Consider the following 17,702-nt stretch of genomic DNA (forward strand, 5'->3'; position numbering starts at 1 on the left):
GCGGTCGCGCCGCGCGGGGGAGTTGACTTGATCTTGCTGCGGTGGGAGGTGTCCGATGGGTGTAGGGGGCTCATCGGGCGGTGTGCTGGTTCTCTTCCCATTTGTTTGCGGATGCGTGGTTGTTGCCGATTCGGGAAGGAACGGTCCATGGGTGGGATTTTCGAGGGACGCAAGGTCGTCATCGTCGGCGGCAGCAGTGGTATGGGGCTGGCGACGGCGCAACAGGTGCTCGCCGGTGGTGGCAGTGCGGTGATCACGGGCCGAAACGCCGAGAAGCTCGGGACGGCGGTGGAAACGCTGTCGCGGCAGGGCAAGGCGTGGGGCATCGTGGCCGAGCTGACTGATCGCAGCCAGGTTCCGGCGGTCCGGGAGCAGCTCGCGGCCGAGCACGCCGATGCGAGCCTGCTGGTGAACGCGGCGGGCATTTTCGTGCCGAAGGCGTTCACGGAGTACGACGAGGCGTTCTACGACTCGTTCGCCGAGTTGAACCGGGCGATGTTCTTCATCACTCAGACGGTCGTCGCGGGGATGATCGCCAGGGGCGAGGGTGGCGCGATCGTGAACATCGGCTCGATGTGGGCGCATCAGGGCGTGGCGGCGAAGCCGCACACCGGCCACTCGTTGCAGAAGGGCGGCTTGCACTCGCTGACGAAGGCCCTGGCGATCGAGTTGGCGCCGCACGCCATCCGGGTCAACGCGGTCGCGCCGGCGTCGGTGAAGACGCCGCCGTATTTCCTTCTGGTTCCCGAAGACCAGCGCGACGACCCGGAGACGAACTTCTCCACGATGCATCCGCTGGGACGCGTCGGCACGCCGGAAGACGTCGCGAACATGGTGTCGTTTCTGCTCTCGGACAAGGCGAGCTGGATGACCGGCGCGATCGTCGACGTCGACGGTGGCGTCATGGCCGGCCGCAACTGACCACAGGACCGGCCGGCCTCGGCACGGTGGCCGAGCACCGGTTCTGAGTCACCTCGCGACGACGGGGGGCGGGGGTGGCCGGCCCGTGTGGGAGGACTGGGGCAGGCCACCCCCGCGGTGCAGCGCACGGCCGTGGGGGCTCGCGGTGCGCTGCGGTCGTGAGCTCGCCGGTGAAGCGGGTCAGTTTTCCGTGCGAGATCCGGCCGCCGGGCCGAGCGTGGACCACCCCATGGTCATCACGTCGACGTTGTCGAGGATGACCGTGCCGTTGCTGATCACCTCCTGCAGCTGGGGCAGGAATGCCCGGATCTTGTCCGGCCGGTCGATGATCAGGACGAGGATGGGCATGTGGTCGGCCATGCTCAGCATCCGCGTCGTGTGGATCATGCGGTGCAGGCCGTACCCCTCGCAGCCCCGCACGACCGTCGCGCCGGCGAGGCCGGCCTTGCGTGCGCGGTCGAGGATCTCGCGGTGCAGCGGTGTGTGCTGCCAGACGTCGTCTTCGCCGATGAGGATCGTCATGCGTAGCGCGGTTCCCGTGAGCTGCATCGTCATGCACTCCTCTCGAGTGGGATGGCCGCCACCGGCTCCTAGGTCGCCCACGACCAGCGTGACCGGGCCGGAGCCGATTCGGTGAAGTGAAGGGACTCGAGCTCGTCGATCACCACGGGCGCGGTGAGCTCGAGGTCGTCCAGCTGCGTGAGGAACTCCCGGATCTTCGCGGGGGAGTCGACGATGACGATCAGCAACGGCAGGTCCGCGCCGAGCGGCACCCGGTGTGGCGTGTGGATGCGCAAGGTCGCGCCGTAGCCGGCGATCCCGCGGAACACGCTCGCCCCGGCCAGGCCCGCCCGGCGCGCGCGGGCCACGATCTCGGCATCCAGCGGCCGGTGCCGCCAGATGTCGCCTTCGCCGAGGAAGATGGACAATCGCAGAGAGTGGCTGGTTGTCGTCACGACGTCCTCCCGGTCCGCTGCAGCACTGCATCGTCCAGGAAGCCATCAGCCGTTGCGTCCGGCGGTTCGGGCCGTGGGGCCCAGGCGGGATCCATCGCCACTACCAGTACATCCCCGCCGCGGCGATGGGTCAAGTCCGCGCGCACGCCCGTGAGCAGGGGTTCGCCCGGCCGGCGCGTGTGCCCGCCGGATGCCGCCGGCAGGTCAGCACCTCGGCCGGACCCGAGCTGCGCTCACCCGCCGCCCGCGGGACCGGTTCCGGGCTCGCAAGGCGCTCGCGATGCACCTCTTCGCGCACGCCCCGTCACCCGCGCGCCCTCGCCCGCCAGACCGAGTTCTGCCGCGCCGGGTCGAGCGTCATAGAGCGGTGCTGTGGATTGGTTCGTCCTTCGGAGGCGAGGACCGGCGGCCGCGGCCCGATTAGCATCGCGTCGAACCGCCCGCCGGCAGAAGGGATCGGCGCCATGGCCCAGTGGATCCCCGGCCTGCAGCAAGTACGTACCTACCAGCGGCGCTGGCTGGCGAAGGACCTCGTGGCGGGCGTCGTCCTCACGACCCTGCTGGTTCCACAGGGCATGGCCTACGCCGAACTCGCGGGGCTGCCGGCGATCACCGGGCTGTACACGTCGATCCTGTGCCTGCTGGCCTACGCGGTCTTCGGACCCTCGCGGATTCTCGTGCTGGGGCCGGATTCCTCGCTGGGACCGATGATCGCCGCGACCGTTCTGCCCCTCGTCGCGGCGAACGGGGACCCGGCCCGCGCCGTCGCGCTCGCGTCGATGCTGGCGATCATGGTCGCGGTGATCATGCTCGTCGCCGCAGTCGCGAAGCTCGGGTTCATCGCCGACCTGATCTCGAAGCCCACGATGATCGGGTACCTCAACGGGCTGGCCTTGACCATCGTGGTGGGTCAGCTGCCCAAACTGTGCGGGTTCAGCGTCGACGCGGAAGGGCTCCTCGCCGAGATCGGCGCCGTGGCGCGGGGAATCGCCGGCGGCGAGGTGGTCGGCGCGGCCGCCGCGGTCGGGCTCTGCGGTGTCGCGGCGATCCTGGTGCTGCAACGCTGGGTGCGCAAGGTGCCCGCGGTTCTGGTCGTCGTGGTGCTCGCGATCGCCGCGGTTCCGCTGTTCGATCTGGGCGCCCGCGGGGTGCAGCTGGTCGGTGTCCTGCCGGCCGGCTTCCCTCCGCTGACGCTGCCGCATGTGGGCTTGGCCGATCTCGCACCGCTGTTCGCCGGAGCGGTGGGTATCGCGGTGGTGTCGCTGGCGGACACGATCTCCACGGCCTCGGCCTTCGCCGCCCGCACCGGGCAAGAGGTCCAGGGCAACCGGGAGATGACCGGAATCGGCGTGGCGAACCTGGCGGCCGGGCTGTTCCAGGGTTTTCCGGTCAGCACCAGTGGTTCGCGGACCGCGGTGGCGCAGCAGGCGGGGGCCCGGACCCAGCTGACCGGGGTCGTCGGCGCCGTGCTGATCACGGTGATGATCGTGCTGGTGCCCGGCTTGTTCCGGAACCTGCCCCAGCCCGTGCTGGCGGCGATCGTGATCACCGCCGCAGTGTCACTGGCCGACGTGCGCGGCACAGTGCGGCTGTGGAAACAGCGCAAGACCGAGTTCCTGCTGTCGATCGCCGCCCTGGCCGGAGTCGCGCTGCTCGGAGTGCTGCCCGGGATCGCCATCGCGGTGGTCCTGTCGATCCTGAACGTGTTCCGGCGGTCGTGGCTGCCCTACCACACGATCCTCGGGAAAGTCCCCGACCTGCCCGGCTTCCACGACGTCCGGTCCTACCCGCGGGCGCTGCGCCTGCCGGGACTGGTGCTCTTCCGCTTCGACGCGCCACTGATGTTCGCCAACGCCAGAACTTTCCGCGACGAGGTCCGCCGCCTGGCGGCGGCCACGCCGGCTCCGCGCTGGATCGTCGTGGCCGCCGAGCCGGTGACCGATGTGGACACCACCGCCGCCGACATGCTGCGGGAACTCGACGACGAGCTCAACGCGCGCGACACCCACCTGGTGCTGGCCGAGCTGAAGGACCCGGTGCGGCGCAAGATCGACCGCTACGAGCTCACCCGCAGCCTCGACCCGGCTCATTTCTATCCCACCGTCGGCGCGGCCGTGGCCGCGTTCAGGAAGGAGACGAGCGCCGAGTGGGTTCCCTTCCGCACGGACGAACGTCCTTCAGGAAAACGGTGACCGCGCCGCCGACCCGCACGCCGTGATCACCTCGACCACGGCGTTCTCCCTACCCGAGCCGGTCCCTACCCGAGCACCTTCCGCAGCCCGGCGATGCCGCTGCCGTACACGTCCTCGGCGAAGGTGCGGTTGAGCTCTTCCTCCTGGCCCGCGTCGGCGTCGTACTCGGCCCACCACTCGACGAAGGACTCGCCGGTGTCGCTGACCGGGCAGACGCGGACCGTCGAGACGTAGCGGCGCACGCCGAACGGGTTCGCGCCGACGAACGCGTAGGTGAGGGTGCGACCGGGGTCGTCCAGGGAGACCAGCCGTTCGTCGAAGGGGTCGCCGCCCGTGGCGAGGGTGAGCCGCCGGACGGCCCCGGCCTGCGCGTCGACGCCCTCGACGATCTCGCTGTGCCCGATCGCGGGCAGGAAGGCGGACAAGTCTCCGAAGGCACGGACCTGGGCCCAGACCTTCTCGACGGGCGCGGCGACGACTCCACTGGCGTACGGGCGCGGCATGGTCACTCCAAGCTGTCGATCGAACATTCTCGGTGCCGGCGAATCGTAGCGAAAATGCGGCGGATGATCGAACGCTCGGAACCCGCCCGACCTGGCCGCGGTGCCCGTCGGCCCGGCCGGCGTGGGCGACCGCCACGAGCCGCCTTCGCTCATCGAGAAGGAGGTGACCTGCGTTTTTCCCGGCGCGGTGCGTGCATCGGGTCACCCACTCGGCCGCGCGCTCCGCAGGCGGCGGCGCCTGCCGCCACAGCACCCCATAACGAACATTCATGACCACCGATCTCCGCGCCGGCCGGCGGCCGCCTCCGTACGACGAGGCCGCCCCCGGGCCGTGCTTTCGCTGGTCGTCGGCTGGTCCAGTCCTCCGTGGCTGCGGGCGCAACCACCTCCCTCGCGGGTCCTCACCTTTTTGATTTCCGGGAAAGATGGGCACAATCGAGCGCATGGACACCGAAGAGCTGCGCGCGACCCAGGCCCCGTTGAAGGACAAGTACCGCGACGAACCGGAGAGCGCGCTCGTCACGCTGCACGCCGACGCCCAGCTCGACGGCCTCGGCATCTCCTGCAAGGTCGAGACCGGCCGCGCGATCGTCGAGGCCGGGCTGCACCCCGCGACCGGCGGCGACGGCACCCTCGCCTGCTCCGGCGACATGCTGCTCGAAGCGCTCGTCGCCTGCGCCGGGGTCACGCTGCGCGCGGTGGCGACGTCCCTGGGCCTCGACGTCCGCGGCGGCCGCGTCCGCGCCGAAGGCGACCTCGACTTCCGCGGCACCCTCGCCGTCGCCAAGGACGCCCCCGTCGGCTTCCGCGCGATCCGCCTGTCGTTCGACCTCGACACCGACGCCGACCCCGACCAGCTCGCGACGCTGAAGAAGCTCACCGAGCGCTACTGCGTCGTGTTCCAGTCGCTGCGCACACCGCCGGAATTCGCCGTGACGCTCGCGGCGAACTGAACCGTCGCGGACCGACGGCGCCCGAGGTCAGTCGACGAGGATCGGTCCGTGTCCCTCGGCCGCTCGCCAGTCGCCTTCGACCAAGTGCAGGTTCGCGCGGCCGACGCTGGCTCCGACCCGTGTGCGCAGCTGGCTAGGGAGCGGCGACTTCCTTCCACTGCAACGGCTTCTCGGCCGACGGGGCGGGAGTGTCTCAAGCGATTGCGCGCATGGATCCATGTTTCGGCGGGTCGGCCGGTAGTCCGGCGGCGGTCACGCTCGAGTCAGGCGATGGCCGCGTAGGCGCTGACGTGCTCGATGCGCATCCGCACGAGCAGCATGCCGGGCACGCTGTTGCGTTCGCCGAACTCGCGGGCGCGGTCCTCGCCCATGTAGCGGGCCGCGATGCTCGTTGCCCAGGTGCGCAACTGTCGGGGGTCTTCGGAGATGTCCGCGTGTCCCCAGAGGACAGCGTGGGAGTAGGGAGCCACCTGATCGTCGATGCAGACCGCGGCCCGGCCGTCGCGGATCAGGTCGTGGGCTTTCACGGTCACGTTCTCCGTGGTGAACACGAGGTCGTCGCCGTCGAGGAGGAACCACACGGGTGCGATGTGCGGGCCACCGTCCGCCCGGACGGTGGCCACCTTGCCCGTGCGGGTTCCCTTTCCGATGAAGGCTTTCCACTCGTTCTCGTCCATTTCGGTCATGCCGGCCAGCATCCGCCCGCGCTGGGGCAGGCGCAACGCTGCCGGCTGGTTCCAGCGGCCTTGACCTGCGAAAACGTGTGATGTGGAGCGCCGTGGCGAGCGCGCCGTTCACGAGGACAGCCGGGATCAGGCGGACCTTCTGCGTCCACAACGGACGATCACCACGCGGTACGGGAATGGGTCGCGGAACGTCCCACGACGCCCGAAGCGCCATAAACTGGTCGTCCGCGGCAGCGCCCCGGCGACGTCGGGCAGCCGTGGCCTGGAGCTGGTGGACGGAGGCGATCAGGTGCTGCTGGGCCGGCACCGAGAGTGCGCAACGCTCGACACGCTCGTCGGAGCCGTGCGGGCGGGGCAGGGTCGCGCGCTGCTGCTGGTCGGCGAACCCGGTGCCGGAAAGACCTCGCTGCTGCGTTATGTCGCCGCGCACGCCGCGGGGTGCCGGGTGGTGCGCACGGCCGGCGTCGAGGCCGAGCGGGAGCTGCCCTTCGCCGGCCTGCACCAGCTGTGTGTACCCCTGCTGGACCGGCTGGGCCGGCTGCCGGCCCCGCAGCGCCAGGCGCTGAGCACCGCCTTCGGCCTGACCGCGGGTCCGGCGCCGGACCGGCTGCTCGTCGGGCTGGCCGTGCTGGGCCTGCTGGCCGACGCCGGGGCCGAGCGTCCGCTGGTGTGCCTGGTCGACGACCTGCAGTGGCTCGATCACGCTTCGACTCAGGCGTTGGCGATCGCGGCGCGCAGGCTGTTCGCCGAATCCGTGGGCTTGGTCTTCGCCACGCGAGAGCAGGTGCCCGCGGCCGTGTTGATCGGCGTCAGCGAGCTACCGGTCCGGGGACTGCCTGCCGGGGACGCCCGGGCCCTGTTGCGGACGGCGCTGCCGGGCCCGGTGGACGAGCGCGTGGCGGAGCAGATCGTCGCGGACGCCGGGGGAAATCCGCTGGCGCTGCTGGAGTTGCCGCGGAGCATGCCGCCCTCGGAACTCGCCGGTGGCTTCGGCCTGCCGGCTGCCCGGGATTCACCCGGCCGGATCGAGGCGAGTTTCCAGGAACGAGTCACCCGGCTACCGGAAGCGTCCCGCCGGCTGCTGCTGGTCGCGGCGGCCGACCCGCTCGGCGACGCGGTGCTCGTGTGGAGTGCCGCCGAGCTGCTGGGCGTGGGGGTCGACGCGGCAGCCCCCGCCGTGTCGGCGGGCCTCGTCGAATTCGGCGCACGGGTGGGATTCCGGCACCCGCTCGTGCGCTCGGCCGTGTACGACGGCGCCACGGAGCAGCAACGGCAGCATGCGCACCGGGCGCTGGCGGAGTGCACGAACCCCGAGTCCGATCCGGACCGCAGGGCGTGGCACCGGGCCCGGGCCGTCGCCGGGCCGGACGAGGAGGTCGCGGCCGAACTGGCCCGGTCGGCGACCCGCGCGCAGGCCCGAGGCGGTCTTCCCGCCGCGGCGGCGTTCCTGGCTCGTGCGGTGGAGCTGACCCGCGATCCGGTGAGCCGGGCGGAGCGAGCGCTCGCCGCCGCGCGGGCGGCGTTCGACGCGGGCGCGCCCGAAATGGCGCTCGGCCTGTTGTCGGTGGCTCAGGCGGGCCGCTTCGACGACCTGCGCCACGCAAAGGCCAACTTGCTCCGGGCCGAGGTGGCGTTCGCGGTCAGCCGGGGTGCGGAGGCGCCCATGCTGCTGCTCAAAACCGCTCAGCAGCTGGAGCCGTTCGACACGCGCCTGGCCAGGGACACCTATTTGCAGGCCCTGTCGGCGGCGCGGTTCGCGCTCCACCTCGCGGTCGGCGGCGACGTGGTCGAGGTGGCGGAAGCGGCCCGGCGCGCCCCCGCTCCGCCAGGTCCGCCCACCCCCGCGGACCTGCTCCTCGACGGCCTGGCCGCTCGCGACACCGGTCAGCTCGCCGCCGGCAGCCACCTGCTGAAACGGGCCTTGTGTGCGTTCTGCGACGAGACCGGCGGCGGCGTGGACGAGCTGCGCTGGCTCTGGCTCGCCGGCACCACCGCACCCGACCTGTGGGACTACCGGAGCTGGGAACGGCTCGCGACCCGGCACGTCGAGCAGGCCCGCGCGGCCGGGGCGCTCACCACACTGCCACTCGCCGTGACCTCGCGGGTGGCAGTGCACGTGGTCCTGGGCGAGCTGGCCGAGGCGGCCGCGCTGGTCGGCGAAATCGATGTCCTGGCCGAAACGATCGGCGTCGGCCTCGCGCCCTACGGAGCGGTCATGCTCGCCGCCTGGCAGGGCCGCGAGGAAGAGACTTCGGCCATGGTCGCCGCCACCCGCGCCGAGGTGCTGGCTCGCGGTGAGGGCTCCGGGGCGCAGATCTACGCGTGGGCGGAGGCGCTGCTGGGCAACAGCCTGGGCCGCTACGCCGACGCGGTGGCCGCGACCGACCTCGTGGAGCAGGAACAGCTGCTGGTCGGTGCGGGGCTCTGGATGATGGCCGAACGCGTCGAAGCGACGGCCCGGAACGGGCAACCTGACGAGGCCGCGCAGGCGTTGCGGCGGCTTTCCGCGCACACCAGGGTCAGCGGCACGGAATGGGCGCTCGGCATCGAGGCCCGCTGCCGGGCGCTGGTCACCGAGGGCTCGGTCGCCGAGGACAACTACGTGGAGTCCGTCGAACGGCTCGGCCGGACACGCGTGCGCGGCGAACTGGCGAGAGCCCACCTGCTGTACGGCGAGTGGCTGCGCCGCAACCGGCGACGGCGGGCGGCGCGCGAGCAGCTTCGGACCGCGCACGACTTGTTCACGGCGATGGGGATGGACGCGTTCGCGCGCCGGGCGGAGCGGGAGCTGCGTCCGGGCGGGGAAGTGCCGCGCCGGCGTGCCGCCGAAGGAAATTCGGAGCTCACCGCGCAGGAGGTCCAGATTGCGTGGCTGGTCCAGGAAGGCCTGTCCAACGCCGAGATCGGAACGCGGCTGTTCCTCAGCCCGCGCACGGTGGAATGGCACCTGGGCAAGGTGTTCGGCAAGCTCGGCGTCACGTCGCGCAAGCAGCTGCGCAGCCTGCCGAGGCCGGCTCACCCCGGGCCCGTCCGCGGGCCGACCGGGGTGACTCCCGGGTCCGGAGACGGCGGCGGGGGACCACGCTGAGGGGATGACCTCCACACCCAGGCTACGCACGGCGTCGCGGACCCTTGCCCCGGACGCCACCGAGATCACCACGGCATTCGTCGTGAACGGAGAACCGCGGGTGGTGGTCGCGGACTCGCGCGTCACGTTGCTCGACGCCCTGCGCGACCGGCTGGACCTCACCGGCACCAAGAAGGGCTGCGACCAGGGCGCGTGCGGCGCGTGCACAGTTCTCGTCGACAAGCACCGGGTCCTTTCGTGCTTGTCGCTGCTCGCGTCGTGCGAAGGCCGGGAGGTGACCACCATCGAGGGGCTCACCCGCGACGGACGCCCGCACCCGATACAGGAGGCGTTCGTCCGGCACGACGCATTTCAGTGCGGGTACTGCACGCCCGGCCAGATCATGTCGGCCGTGGCGCTGCTGGCCGAGGGCCGCGCGAGAACCGACGAGGACATCCGCGAGTTCATGAGCGGGAACCTCTGCCGCTGCGCCGCGTACCCGAACATCGTGGCCGCGATTCGCGAAGTGGCGGACGCGGGAGGTACCGATGCGCTCGTTTGAGTACGTCCGGACGTCCGAGGTGGCCGACGCGCTGGCGGCGTCGGAGGGCATCGGCGCCGCTTACCTCGCCGGCGGCACCACCCAGGTCGACCTGATGAAGGACGGTGTCCTCGCACCCGAGCGGCTGGTCGACATCACCCGGTTGCCACTGCGCGGCGTCCTCGGCGCCGGGAGCTCGCTGCACGTCGGCGCGCTGACCACGATGGAGGAGCTGGCCGCGGATCCGCTTGTCACGCACCGGCTGCCCGTGGTGCGAGAGGCGCTCCTGCTGGGGGCCTCCGTGCAGTTGCGGAACATGGCCACGATCGGCGGCAACCTCCTGCAGCGCACGCGTTGCCGGTACTTCCGCGACCCGGCGGTCGCGACCTGCAACAAGCGTGCCCCGGGGTCCGGCTGCGCCGCCGTGACCGGACCGGCCCGGATGCACGCCATCCTCGGCGTCGGCGAGCGGTGCATCGCGCTGCACGCGTCCGACCTCGCCGTGGCCCTCGTGGCGCTGGACGCGCTGGTGCACATCGAGGGCGCCGGGGGGAAGCGGACCGTGCCGCTCACGGAGTTCTACCTCGAGCCGGGCACGACGCCGGACGTCGAAACCGTGCTGGCACACGGTGAGCTGATCACGGAGGTCGAGATCCCGCTGCTGCCGGAGACCACGCGCTCGGGCTATCTCAAGGTCCGAGACCGGGTGTCGTACGAGTTCGCTCTGGTCTCGGTGGCCGCGGCACTCGAGATCGACGACGGGGTGGTCCGCACGGCGCGGATCGGTCTCGGCGGGGTCGGGTCGAAACCCTGGCGGGCCCCGGCGGCCGAGGAGGTGCTCAGGGGGGCACCGGCGACCGTGACGAGCTACCGGGCGGCCGCGGCGGCCGCGCTCACGGGAGCGTGGACCGTGCCGGGTACCGAGTTCAAGGTCGAGCTGGCCCAACGGGCACTGGTCCGGCAGCTCCAGACCGTATCGGAGATCTCCCGATGACCACCTTCCAGGCACTGCCGTTGATCGGCGCCGGGCTGAACCGGGTCGACGGGCCCCGGAAGGTCAGCGGCCAGGCGCGCTACTCGTCGGACTTCAGCGCTCCCGGCCAGGCGCACGCCGCCCTCGTGCGGAGCACCGTCGCGGCCGGGCGGATCACCGCGATCGACTCGGCCGCCGCCGAATCGGCGCCCGGGGTGGTCCGGGTGTTCAGCCACCTGAACGTGCCCCCGCTGGTGCGGGGACCGATGACCGCGCTGGGCTCGTCGCCGCCCGCTCCGATGCAGGACGACCGCGTGCTGCACCACGGGCAGCACGTCGCGCTCGTCGTCGCGCAGACCCGCGAACAGGCCGACGCGGCCGCGGCGCTGGTGCGCGTCGAGTACGCGGCTGCCGAACCGGTCCTCGACGCCGACGATCCTCGTGCGGCCACCGTCGACAACCCGTGGGGCCTGGATCAGGAGCGCGGGGACCTCGCGGCGGGTCTGGCCGCGGCGCACGTGACAGTCGAGGCCGAGTACTCCACGTCGGACAACACCAACAACCCACTGGGCCTGTTCGCGACCCTCGCCGAGTGGGAGGGTGATCGGCTCACGGTGCACGACTCGACGCAATGGCCGTCGATGGTGCAGGAGACGCTCGCCGTGGTGTTCGGCCTGCCCGAGGAGTCGGTGCGGGTGCTCAGCCCGTTCGTCGGCGGAGGATTCGGTGCCGGTCTGCGGGCGTGGCCGCACGTGATCCTCGCGGCGATGGCAGCGCGGGAACTGGGCCGGCCGGTGAAGCTCGTGCTGACGCGGCCGCAGATGTTCACCTCGGTCGGTCACCGGCCCAAGGGTGTGCAGCGGGTGCGGCTCGGTGCGAGCGCCGACGGCCGGCTGCTGGCGCTGGAACACCGGAGCCGTTCGCTGCTGGCCGTCGAGGACGACGACTACGAGCCCTTCGCGGCGGGCTCCGCCGTGGCCTACAGCTGCCCGAACATCCGCACGTGGGACCAGCAGGTGCGGGTGAACATCCCGGCCCCGGTCTCGATGCGGGCACCGGCCGAGGCACAGGGAAGCTTCGCGCTCGAATCGGCGATGGACGAACTGGCGCTGGCACTGCGGATGGATCCGCTGGACCTGCGGCTGCGCAACTACGCCGACACCCATCCCGGGCTGGGCCTGCCGTGGTCGGGCAAGGCGCTGCGGGAGTGCTACACCGTGGGTGCCGAGCGGTTCGGGTGGTCCCGGCGCCCGGCCGAGCCGCGCAGTCTTCGCGACGGGCACTGGCTCGTCGGCCAGGGCATGGCGGGCGTGAGCTACCCGTGGTACCAGGCACCGTGCTCGGCGCGGGCGACGGTAGCGGCCGACGGGCGGGCCACCGTCAGCAGCGCGGCGATCGACATCGGCACCGGGACCTACACGGTGATGACCCAGCTGTCGGCGGAGCTGCTCGGCTTGCCACTGGAGCAGGTGCACTTCGACCTCGGCGACTCGGACCTGCCGAAGGCACCGCAGGCGGGCGGGTCCGGGCTCACCGGCGCGCTCGGCTCGGCCGTCCACGACGCGTGTGCGCGGCTGATCGGCGCCGTGCTCGACCTCGTGCGGGACGACCCCGGATCACCGTTGCGCGGCAGCGATCCCGCCGACGTGATCGCCACCGGCGGACGGATCCGACGGCGCGATGACCCGGAGCGCAGCGAGACCTACACCGCCATCCTGGCCCGCCACGGACTGCCGGACCTGTCCGCCGAAGGGAGCAGCACCCCTGCGGATCCCCACCGCCTGGGGATGGCGCCCGCGGGGGCGTTCGGCGCGCACTTCGTCGAGGTCCGGGTCGACGAGGACCTCGGCCTGGTCCGGGTGACGCGCGTGGTGTCCGTGATCGACGGTGGCCGCATCCTCAACGAGAAGACGTCCACCAGCCAGATCATCGGCGGCGTCATCGGCGGGATCGGCATGGCCCTGTTCGAGGACACGGTCACCGACCCGGCCACCGGCCGCATCACGAACGCGACCTTCGGCGACTACCTGGTCCCCGTGCACGCGGACATCCCCGACATCGACGTCACCTTCGTCGGCGAGCCCGACCGCATGAACCCGATCGGGACCAAGGGAGTCGGCGAGGTCGGCCTGGTGGGCGTGGCCGCGGCGGTCGCCAACGCGGTGCACCACGCGACCGGCGTGCGCGTGCGGTCACTGCCGATCACTCTGGACGCATTGTTGTGATCCGCCGGCGGCACCTCGCGAAGCAGGGGTCTGACGTGCTCTCGGGGCCGATTCGGCTCGGGTGAGCGTCGGGCTCAGTCGGTGAGTTCGGCGGGGACGGCGATCACGTCGACGAGGGCGCTGTTGCGCAGGACGGTGACTTCCATCTGGCGGCCGATGGCTTCGGAGAACAGGCGTTTCTGGAGTGACTGGGCGTCGGGGAGCTGGGTGCCGTCGACGGCGAGGACCAGGTCGGCCGGCTTCAGTCCGCTGCGGGCGGCGGGGCTGTCGCCCACCACCTCGACGATGCGCAGCGCGGTGCGTTGCCCGAATCGTTCGGCTTGGACTGGTGTCAGGGGTGCCGGTGTGGTGACCAGGCCGAGGTAGGCACGGCGGACTCGGCCGTCGTGCATCAGTGCGTGGACGATGCGGTGGGTGGTGGCGTTGATGGGGACGGCGAGCCCGAGGCCGAAGCCGGCGACGGCGGTGCTGATGCCGATGATCCGGGCGTGGCTGTCGGCCAACGCGCCGCCGGAGTTGCCGGGGTTGAGCGCGGCGTCGGTCTGGATGACGTTCTCGATCAGCCGTGCGGCGGTGCGGGTGCGGGCCGGGATGCTGCGGCCGAGCGCGCTGACCACACCGGCGGTGACGGTGCCGGCCAGGCCGAGCGGGTTGCCGACGGCGACGACGAGGGAGCCGACGAGAAGGGTGTCGGCGTCGCCGAATTCGGGCGGGGCGGGCAGTTCCCGGTCGGCGCGGATCACGGCGATGTCGGAAAGGGGATCGCTGCCGACGACGTCGAAGCGCGCGACGGTGCCGTCGGCGAATTCCGCGGTGCCGTGGTCGCCGCCGGAAATGACATGCGAGTTGGTGATCAGGTGGGATTCGGCGGTCAGGACGACGGCCGACCCGGCGGACTCCCCGTTGCGGGAGCGGACGGTCAACGCCGCGACGCGGGGCGTGAGCTGCGCGGCGACGGAGGTGACGATGGCCGAGTAGGCGTCGAGTGCGTCCGGCTCCGCCTTGTCGTTGTTCATATCGTGCAAACGCGTGGTGGCGGGTGCGCGATTCCGTGGTTCACCGTCGGCGAACGGACCCGCGTCTTGAAGACCGGGCCGGGGTGGGTGACGATCGATGCATGATCGGTGACCGCTGGGGTGTCAGCGACAGCGAAATCACGCGCTCCTACCCGTGCGACGACTTCGTCGCCTCACCCGCGCTCGAAGCGTGGCGGGGCGTGGGTGTGCAGGCGCCGTCCGAAGCGGTGTGGCCCTGGGTCGGGCAGGTGCGGCTCGCGCCCTACTCCTACGACTGGATCGACAACCTGGGCCGCCGCTCACCTCGCGAGCTGCTGGACCTTCCCGAGCCGCACGTCGGTGAAAAGTTCACGACCGCCGGCGGGCGCAGGCTGGGCCGGATCGTCTCGGTCGACCGGGGCAACCAGCTGACCGGGACCATCATGGGCGCCTTCATGTCCTACGTCCTCATCCCCCGGGATCACGACACGACGCGCCTGCTGTTCAAACTGGTCATGCAGACCAACCGCTGGGCGGCGCGCGGCGTGTGCGTCGGCGACCTGATCATGGCTCGACGGCAGTTGCTCAACCTGAAGCAGCTCGCCGAGCGGCACCGCGCCGAAGCGTGAGCCACGCCGAGGGGGCGGTTTCGTCGCCGGACGTTGCCGCGCCCGAAGTGCGATCAAAAAGATCAAGAAAGCGCCGTTCCTGTTAAGGCCGAAGAAATACGCTGTTCAACTCGTGTTGGTGTACCGGTCGCAGTGTTTTGTGATGGCCACGATCGTCTTGATCGTCATTCTGGTTTCACGACACGGCCAATGCCATGGCGACGTCGATCGCGACCGGGGCGCTGGGCCCGCGGGTCGCGGTAGCGGTGTCGGCGGCCCTCAATCTGGTGGGGGCGTTTCTGTCGGTCGAAGTCGCCAAGACGATCTCCGGCGGGCTGGTCGACGAAACGGCCATCAGTCCGACGGTGATCTTCGCCGGGCTCGTCGGGGCGATCTTGTGGAACCTGTTCACCTGGCTGCTGGCGCTGCCCTCCAGTTCCTCGCACGCCCTGTTCGGTGGGCTGATCGGCGCGACCTGGGTGGCCGCCGGCACGAGCGCGGTGAACTTCTCCACCGTGCTCGGCAAGGTGCTGATTCCCGCGTTCCTGGCGCCGCTCATCGCCGGTGTGGTCGCGATGACCGGCACCTACTTCGCGTACCTGCTCAGCAAGCGCCGTGACGACCGAGCGGTCGGCCGTGGGTTCAAGGCCGGCCAGATCGTCTCGGCGTCCCTGGTTTCCCTGGCACACGGCACCAACGACGCGCAGAAGACCATGGGCATCATCACCCTGACCCTGATCACCGCCGGCACGCTGCCGGCCGGCTCGGGCCCACCGGCGTGGGTCATCGTCTCGGCCGGGCTGGCGATCGCGGTCGGCACGTACCTCGGCGGCTGGCGGATCATCCGGACCCTCGGCAAACGGATCACCGATATCGAGACGCCACAAGGCTTTGCCGCCGAGACGACCAGCGCCGCGGTGATCCTGGTGTCCTCCAAAATGGGCATTCCGTTGTCGACGACGCAAGTGTGCTCGGGCGCGATATTCGGTGCTGGGGTCGGCAAGAAGCTGGCCACGGTGCGCTGGAGCCTGGCCGGCCAGATGGCTCTCGCCTGGCTGTTCACCATGCCCGCCGCGGCCGTCCTGGGCGCGGTCGCGGGCTGGGTCGCCTCCACGGGGACGCTCGGCACGGTCCTCGTGGCGGTGGGCGGCGTGGCCATCGCCGCGGGTATCTATGCGCTGTCCCGTCGCCGGCCGATCAGTGCCGACAACGTCAACAACCCCGTCGCCGAACCCCGGCCGGCCCCGAGCAACCCCTGACAGGAGGCACCGGTGCACATCCAATGGAACCTGCTGGGACTGGTGTTCCTGGTCTCCTTCGGCGCCGCGGTCGCCGTCATCGTCCTGGTGACCCTCGGTATCGCGGCGCTCGCGCCCGTCGCTCGAACCGGTCCCGGGCGCGGCGCCGACGCGTCACGCGGCCTCCGCTACACCGCCGCGGCGCTGTGCTTTTCCGCGAGCGCACTGATCATCGGCTATGGCATCTACGTGATCGTCGCCGAATAACCACCGAACGGCCTCGCGCGGTCACCTCAAGGCGAAAATACCGGTTTCGGTGACCGTGGCGATCCGGCGTCGCGCCCTCGCGACAGCACGGATTCCTGCCGCATCTCCGTGCCGCGGACCCGTTGTCCGGCCGAAAAAGGCGACGGCCCTTCGTTCATCCCGCGTTCACTTTGGAGGCGTCTGATGGGATTCTGCGTACCTGAGCGCTCCCGAGAGTCCACCGACCCCGCGACCGCCCGGAAGGAACGTCGGCCGGCCCACGACGCCGGCCCCGCCGCAGAACCCGCTCCGCGCAGACCAACCGACCGGCCGGTGTGAAACCGGCGGTCGTCGCGCACAACACGAGCCGCAGCCGGATCCGATGGTTCCGGCTACTGGGAGCGAGGCCGGGATGTCGAGGGGCCCGGGCTCGCGGTGGTGGACCCGGCCGGCGCACGGTCACAGACGCACCGTGCGCCGGCTGGGGCCGCAGTCGGCACGCCGACCGTCGCGGCGTCGCGTGTCCCTTTCTTGCAATGACGTGTCATTGCGGACCGCAGGGCCGCGGCGCATGGTGGAGTCATGCAGAACGTTCCGCCGCACGTGGTGCTGGTCACCCTGTTCCCGGGCGTCGACGCGCTCGAGGCGACGGGGCCCGCGGAGGTGTTCGCGATGGCCAACGTTCTGCTGCCGGACGACCGCGCGCGGTACGACGTCCGGTTTGGCGGCACCCGTACCGGACGCATCCCCACGTTCTCCGGCGTGTCGCTGCACGCGGACACCGCACTGGCCGACATCAAGGAATGCCCCGACACCCTGCTGATCACCGGCCGGATGGACATCACCGAACGCGGGCCGCGGCCCTATGTGGACCCGGACCTCGTGGATTGGCTGCGGCGCAAGGGGAAAGACGCGAGGCGGATCGCCGCCCCGTGCGCGGGTGCGCACGTCGCCGCCGCGGCCGGGTTGCTGGACGGGCGCAAGGCGACCACGCACTGGGCCACGGCGGGCTTGCTCGCCGCCGAGAACCCGTCGGTCGAGGTGGAGGCCGATCCGATCTTCGTCCGTTCCGGCAAGATCTGGACCGGGGCGGGAATCACCTCGTCGATGGACCTCGCGCTCGCACTGGTCGCGGAGGACCACGGTGACGAGCTGACGCTCAAGGTCGCCCAGCACATGGTGATGTACGTGCAGCGACCTGGCGGGCAGAGCCAGTTCAGCGTGCCTCTGGCCTACCCCACCACGGTGCGCCGGAGCCTGGGCGACCTGCGCCGGTGGATCGCCGATCATCTCGAGGACGAGCTGTCGGTCGGGGTGCTCGCCGAGCGGATGTCGGTCAGCCCCCGCCACCTCTCCCGGATCTTCCGCGCGGATCTGGGCACGACACCGGCCGAGTACGTCGAGGCCCTCCGCGTCGAACACGCCCGGCGGCTGCTCGAGCGAACCAGTTTGCCTCCGGCCGCGGTCGCGAGCGCGAGCGGGTTCGGCTCGATCGAAACCCTGCACCGGGTGTTCCGGGAACGGCTCGGAACCACGCCCGGGGAGTACCGGCAGCGCTTCACCCTGGCCTGAGTGCCCGAAGTCCCTCGCCGACGACC

The 17,702-nt window shown here is 71.1% G+C and carries 15 protein-coding genes and 1 pseudogene; 11 read left to right on the top strand and 5 right to left on the bottom strand.

Annotated features, from left to right (window positions below; genetic code table 11):
- Positions 1 to 27 precede the first annotated feature (27 nt).
- Entirely contained in the window at positions 28 to 921 is an 894-nt protein-coding gene (locus AB0878_RS20495) for an SDR family oxidoreductase (protein ID WP_366581818.1), read from the top strand.
- Between the two features lie 180 nt (positions 922 to 1,101).
- Here the strand turns inward: AB0878_RS20495 and AB0878_RS20500 are convergent, their stop codons facing one another.
- Together AB0878_RS20500 and AB0878_RS20505 are read right to left on the bottom strand one after the other, a co-directional pair.
- The gene (locus AB0878_RS20500; protein ID WP_366581819.1) at positions 1,102 to 1,476 is read right to left on the bottom strand and encodes a DUF190 domain-containing protein; all 375 of its coding nucleotides are present in this window, start codon (positions 1,474 to 1,476) and stop codon (positions 1,102 to 1,104) included.
- Between the two features lie 35 nt (positions 1,477 to 1,511).
- On the bottom strand, positions 1,512 to 1,877 hold the full coding sequence (locus AB0878_RS20505; protein WP_366581820.1) for a DUF190 domain-containing protein: 366 nt from the start codon (positions 1,875 to 1,877) through the stop codon (positions 1,512 to 1,514).
- A 464-nt stretch (positions 1,878 to 2,341) separates the two neighbouring features.
- On the opposite strand from AB0878_RS20505, the gene sulP reads away from it, so the two are divergent.
- Positions 2,342 to 4,069, top strand: a complete 1,728-nt coding sequence (sulP, locus tag AB0878_RS20510; protein ID WP_366581821.1) for a sulfate permease — start codon at positions 2,342 to 2,344, stop codon at positions 4,067 to 4,069.
- A 65-nt stretch (positions 4,070 to 4,134) separates the two neighbouring features.
- Here sulP and AB0878_RS20515 read toward each other — a convergent pair whose 3' ends face one another.
- A complete protein-coding gene (locus AB0878_RS20515) occupies positions 4,135 to 4,572 on the bottom strand; it encodes an SRPBCC family protein (RefSeq protein WP_366581822.1) in 438 nt (145 codons plus the stop codon).
- 443 nt (positions 4,573 to 5,015) lie between these two features.
- Here AB0878_RS20515 and AB0878_RS20520 point away from each other — a divergent pair, with 443 nt between their 5' ends.
- Positions 5,016 to 5,525: an OsmC family protein gene (locus AB0878_RS20520; RefSeq protein ID WP_366581823.1), complete on the top strand. Its 510-nt coding sequence runs from the start codon at positions 5,016 to 5,018 to the stop codon at positions 5,523 to 5,525.
- A gap of 263 nt (positions 5,526 to 5,788) precedes the next feature.
- On the opposite strand, the gene AB0878_RS20525 is transcribed toward AB0878_RS20520, so the two are convergent.
- Positions 5,789 to 6,211, bottom strand: a complete 423-nt coding sequence (locus tag AB0878_RS20525; protein WP_366581824.1) for a PPOX class F420-dependent oxidoreductase — start codon at positions 6,209 to 6,211, stop codon at positions 5,789 to 5,791.
- Positions 6,212 to 6,482: 271 nt separating this feature from the next.
- On the opposite strand from AB0878_RS20525, the gene AB0878_RS20530 reads away from it, so the two are divergent.
- The 4 genes from AB0878_RS20530 to AB0878_RS20545 are packed head-to-tail and all read left to right on the top strand — an operon-like array spanning position 6,483 to position 13,017.
- Positions 6,483 to 9,299: an AAA family ATPase gene (locus AB0878_RS20530; RefSeq protein ID WP_366581825.1), complete on the top strand. Its 2,817-nt coding sequence runs from the start codon at positions 6,483 to 6,485 to the stop codon at positions 9,297 to 9,299.
- Between the two features lie 4 nt (positions 9,300 to 9,303).
- Positions 9,304 to 9,840: a (2Fe-2S)-binding protein gene (locus AB0878_RS20535; protein ID WP_366581826.1), complete on the top strand. Its 537-nt coding sequence runs from the start codon at positions 9,304 to 9,306 to the stop codon at positions 9,838 to 9,840.
- A complete protein-coding gene (locus AB0878_RS20540) occupies positions 9,827 to 10,813 on the top strand; it encodes a xanthine dehydrogenase family protein subunit M (RefSeq protein ID WP_366581827.1) in 987 nt (328 codons plus the stop codon). The genes AB0878_RS20535 and AB0878_RS20540 overlap by 14 nt, the downstream gene beginning before the upstream one ends.
- Positions 10,810 to 13,017 (top strand): xanthine dehydrogenase family protein molybdopterin-binding subunit, encoded by a 2,208-nt coding sequence (locus tag AB0878_RS20545; RefSeq protein WP_366581828.1) that lies wholly within the window; start codon positions 10,810 to 10,812, stop codon positions 13,015 to 13,017. The genes AB0878_RS20540 and AB0878_RS20545 overlap by 4 nt, the downstream gene beginning before the upstream one ends.
- A 74-nt stretch (positions 13,018 to 13,091) precedes the next feature.
- Here the strand turns inward: AB0878_RS20545 and AB0878_RS20550 are convergent, their stop codons facing one another.
- Positions 13,092 to 14,033, bottom strand: a complete 942-nt coding sequence (locus AB0878_RS20550; protein ID WP_366581829.1) for a trypsin-like peptidase domain-containing protein — start codon at positions 14,031 to 14,033, stop codon at positions 13,092 to 13,094.
- 23 nt (positions 14,034 to 14,056) lie between these two features.
- On the opposite strand from AB0878_RS20550, the gene AB0878_RS20555 reads away from it, so the two are divergent.
- The 4 genes and pseudogenes from AB0878_RS20555 (at position 14,057) to AB0878_RS20570 (ending at position 17,676) form a co-directional block, all read left to right on the top strand.
- Complete coding sequence (locus tag AB0878_RS20555; RefSeq protein WP_366581830.1) at positions 14,057 to 14,641, top strand: polyketide cyclase; 585 nt, start codon at positions 14,057 to 14,059, stop codon at positions 14,639 to 14,641.
- Between the two features lie 173 nt (positions 14,642 to 14,814).
- A pseudogene (locus AB0878_RS20560) lies at positions 14,815 to 15,879 on the top strand (inorganic phosphate transporter); the annotation flags it as partial.
- A gap of 12 nt (positions 15,880 to 15,891) precedes the next feature.
- Positions 15,892 to 16,125, top strand: coding sequence for a hypothetical protein (locus AB0878_RS20565; RefSeq protein WP_366581831.1), 234 nt, complete (start codon positions 15,892 to 15,894; stop codon positions 16,123 to 16,125).
- 561 nt (positions 16,126 to 16,686) lie between these two features.
- Positions 16,687 to 17,676 carry a helix-turn-helix domain-containing protein gene (locus AB0878_RS20570; RefSeq protein WP_366581832.1) on the top strand — a complete coding sequence of 330 codons (990 nt, stop codon included), beginning with the start codon at positions 16,687 to 16,689 and terminating at the stop codon, positions 17,674 to 17,676.
- Positions 17,677 to 17,702 lie beyond the last annotated feature (26 nt).

It is taken from the genome of Amycolatopsis sp. NPDC047767 (genome assembly GCF_040704195.1).
GTDB lineage: Bacteria > Actinomycetota > Actinomycetes > Mycobacteriales > Pseudonocardiaceae > Amycolatopsis.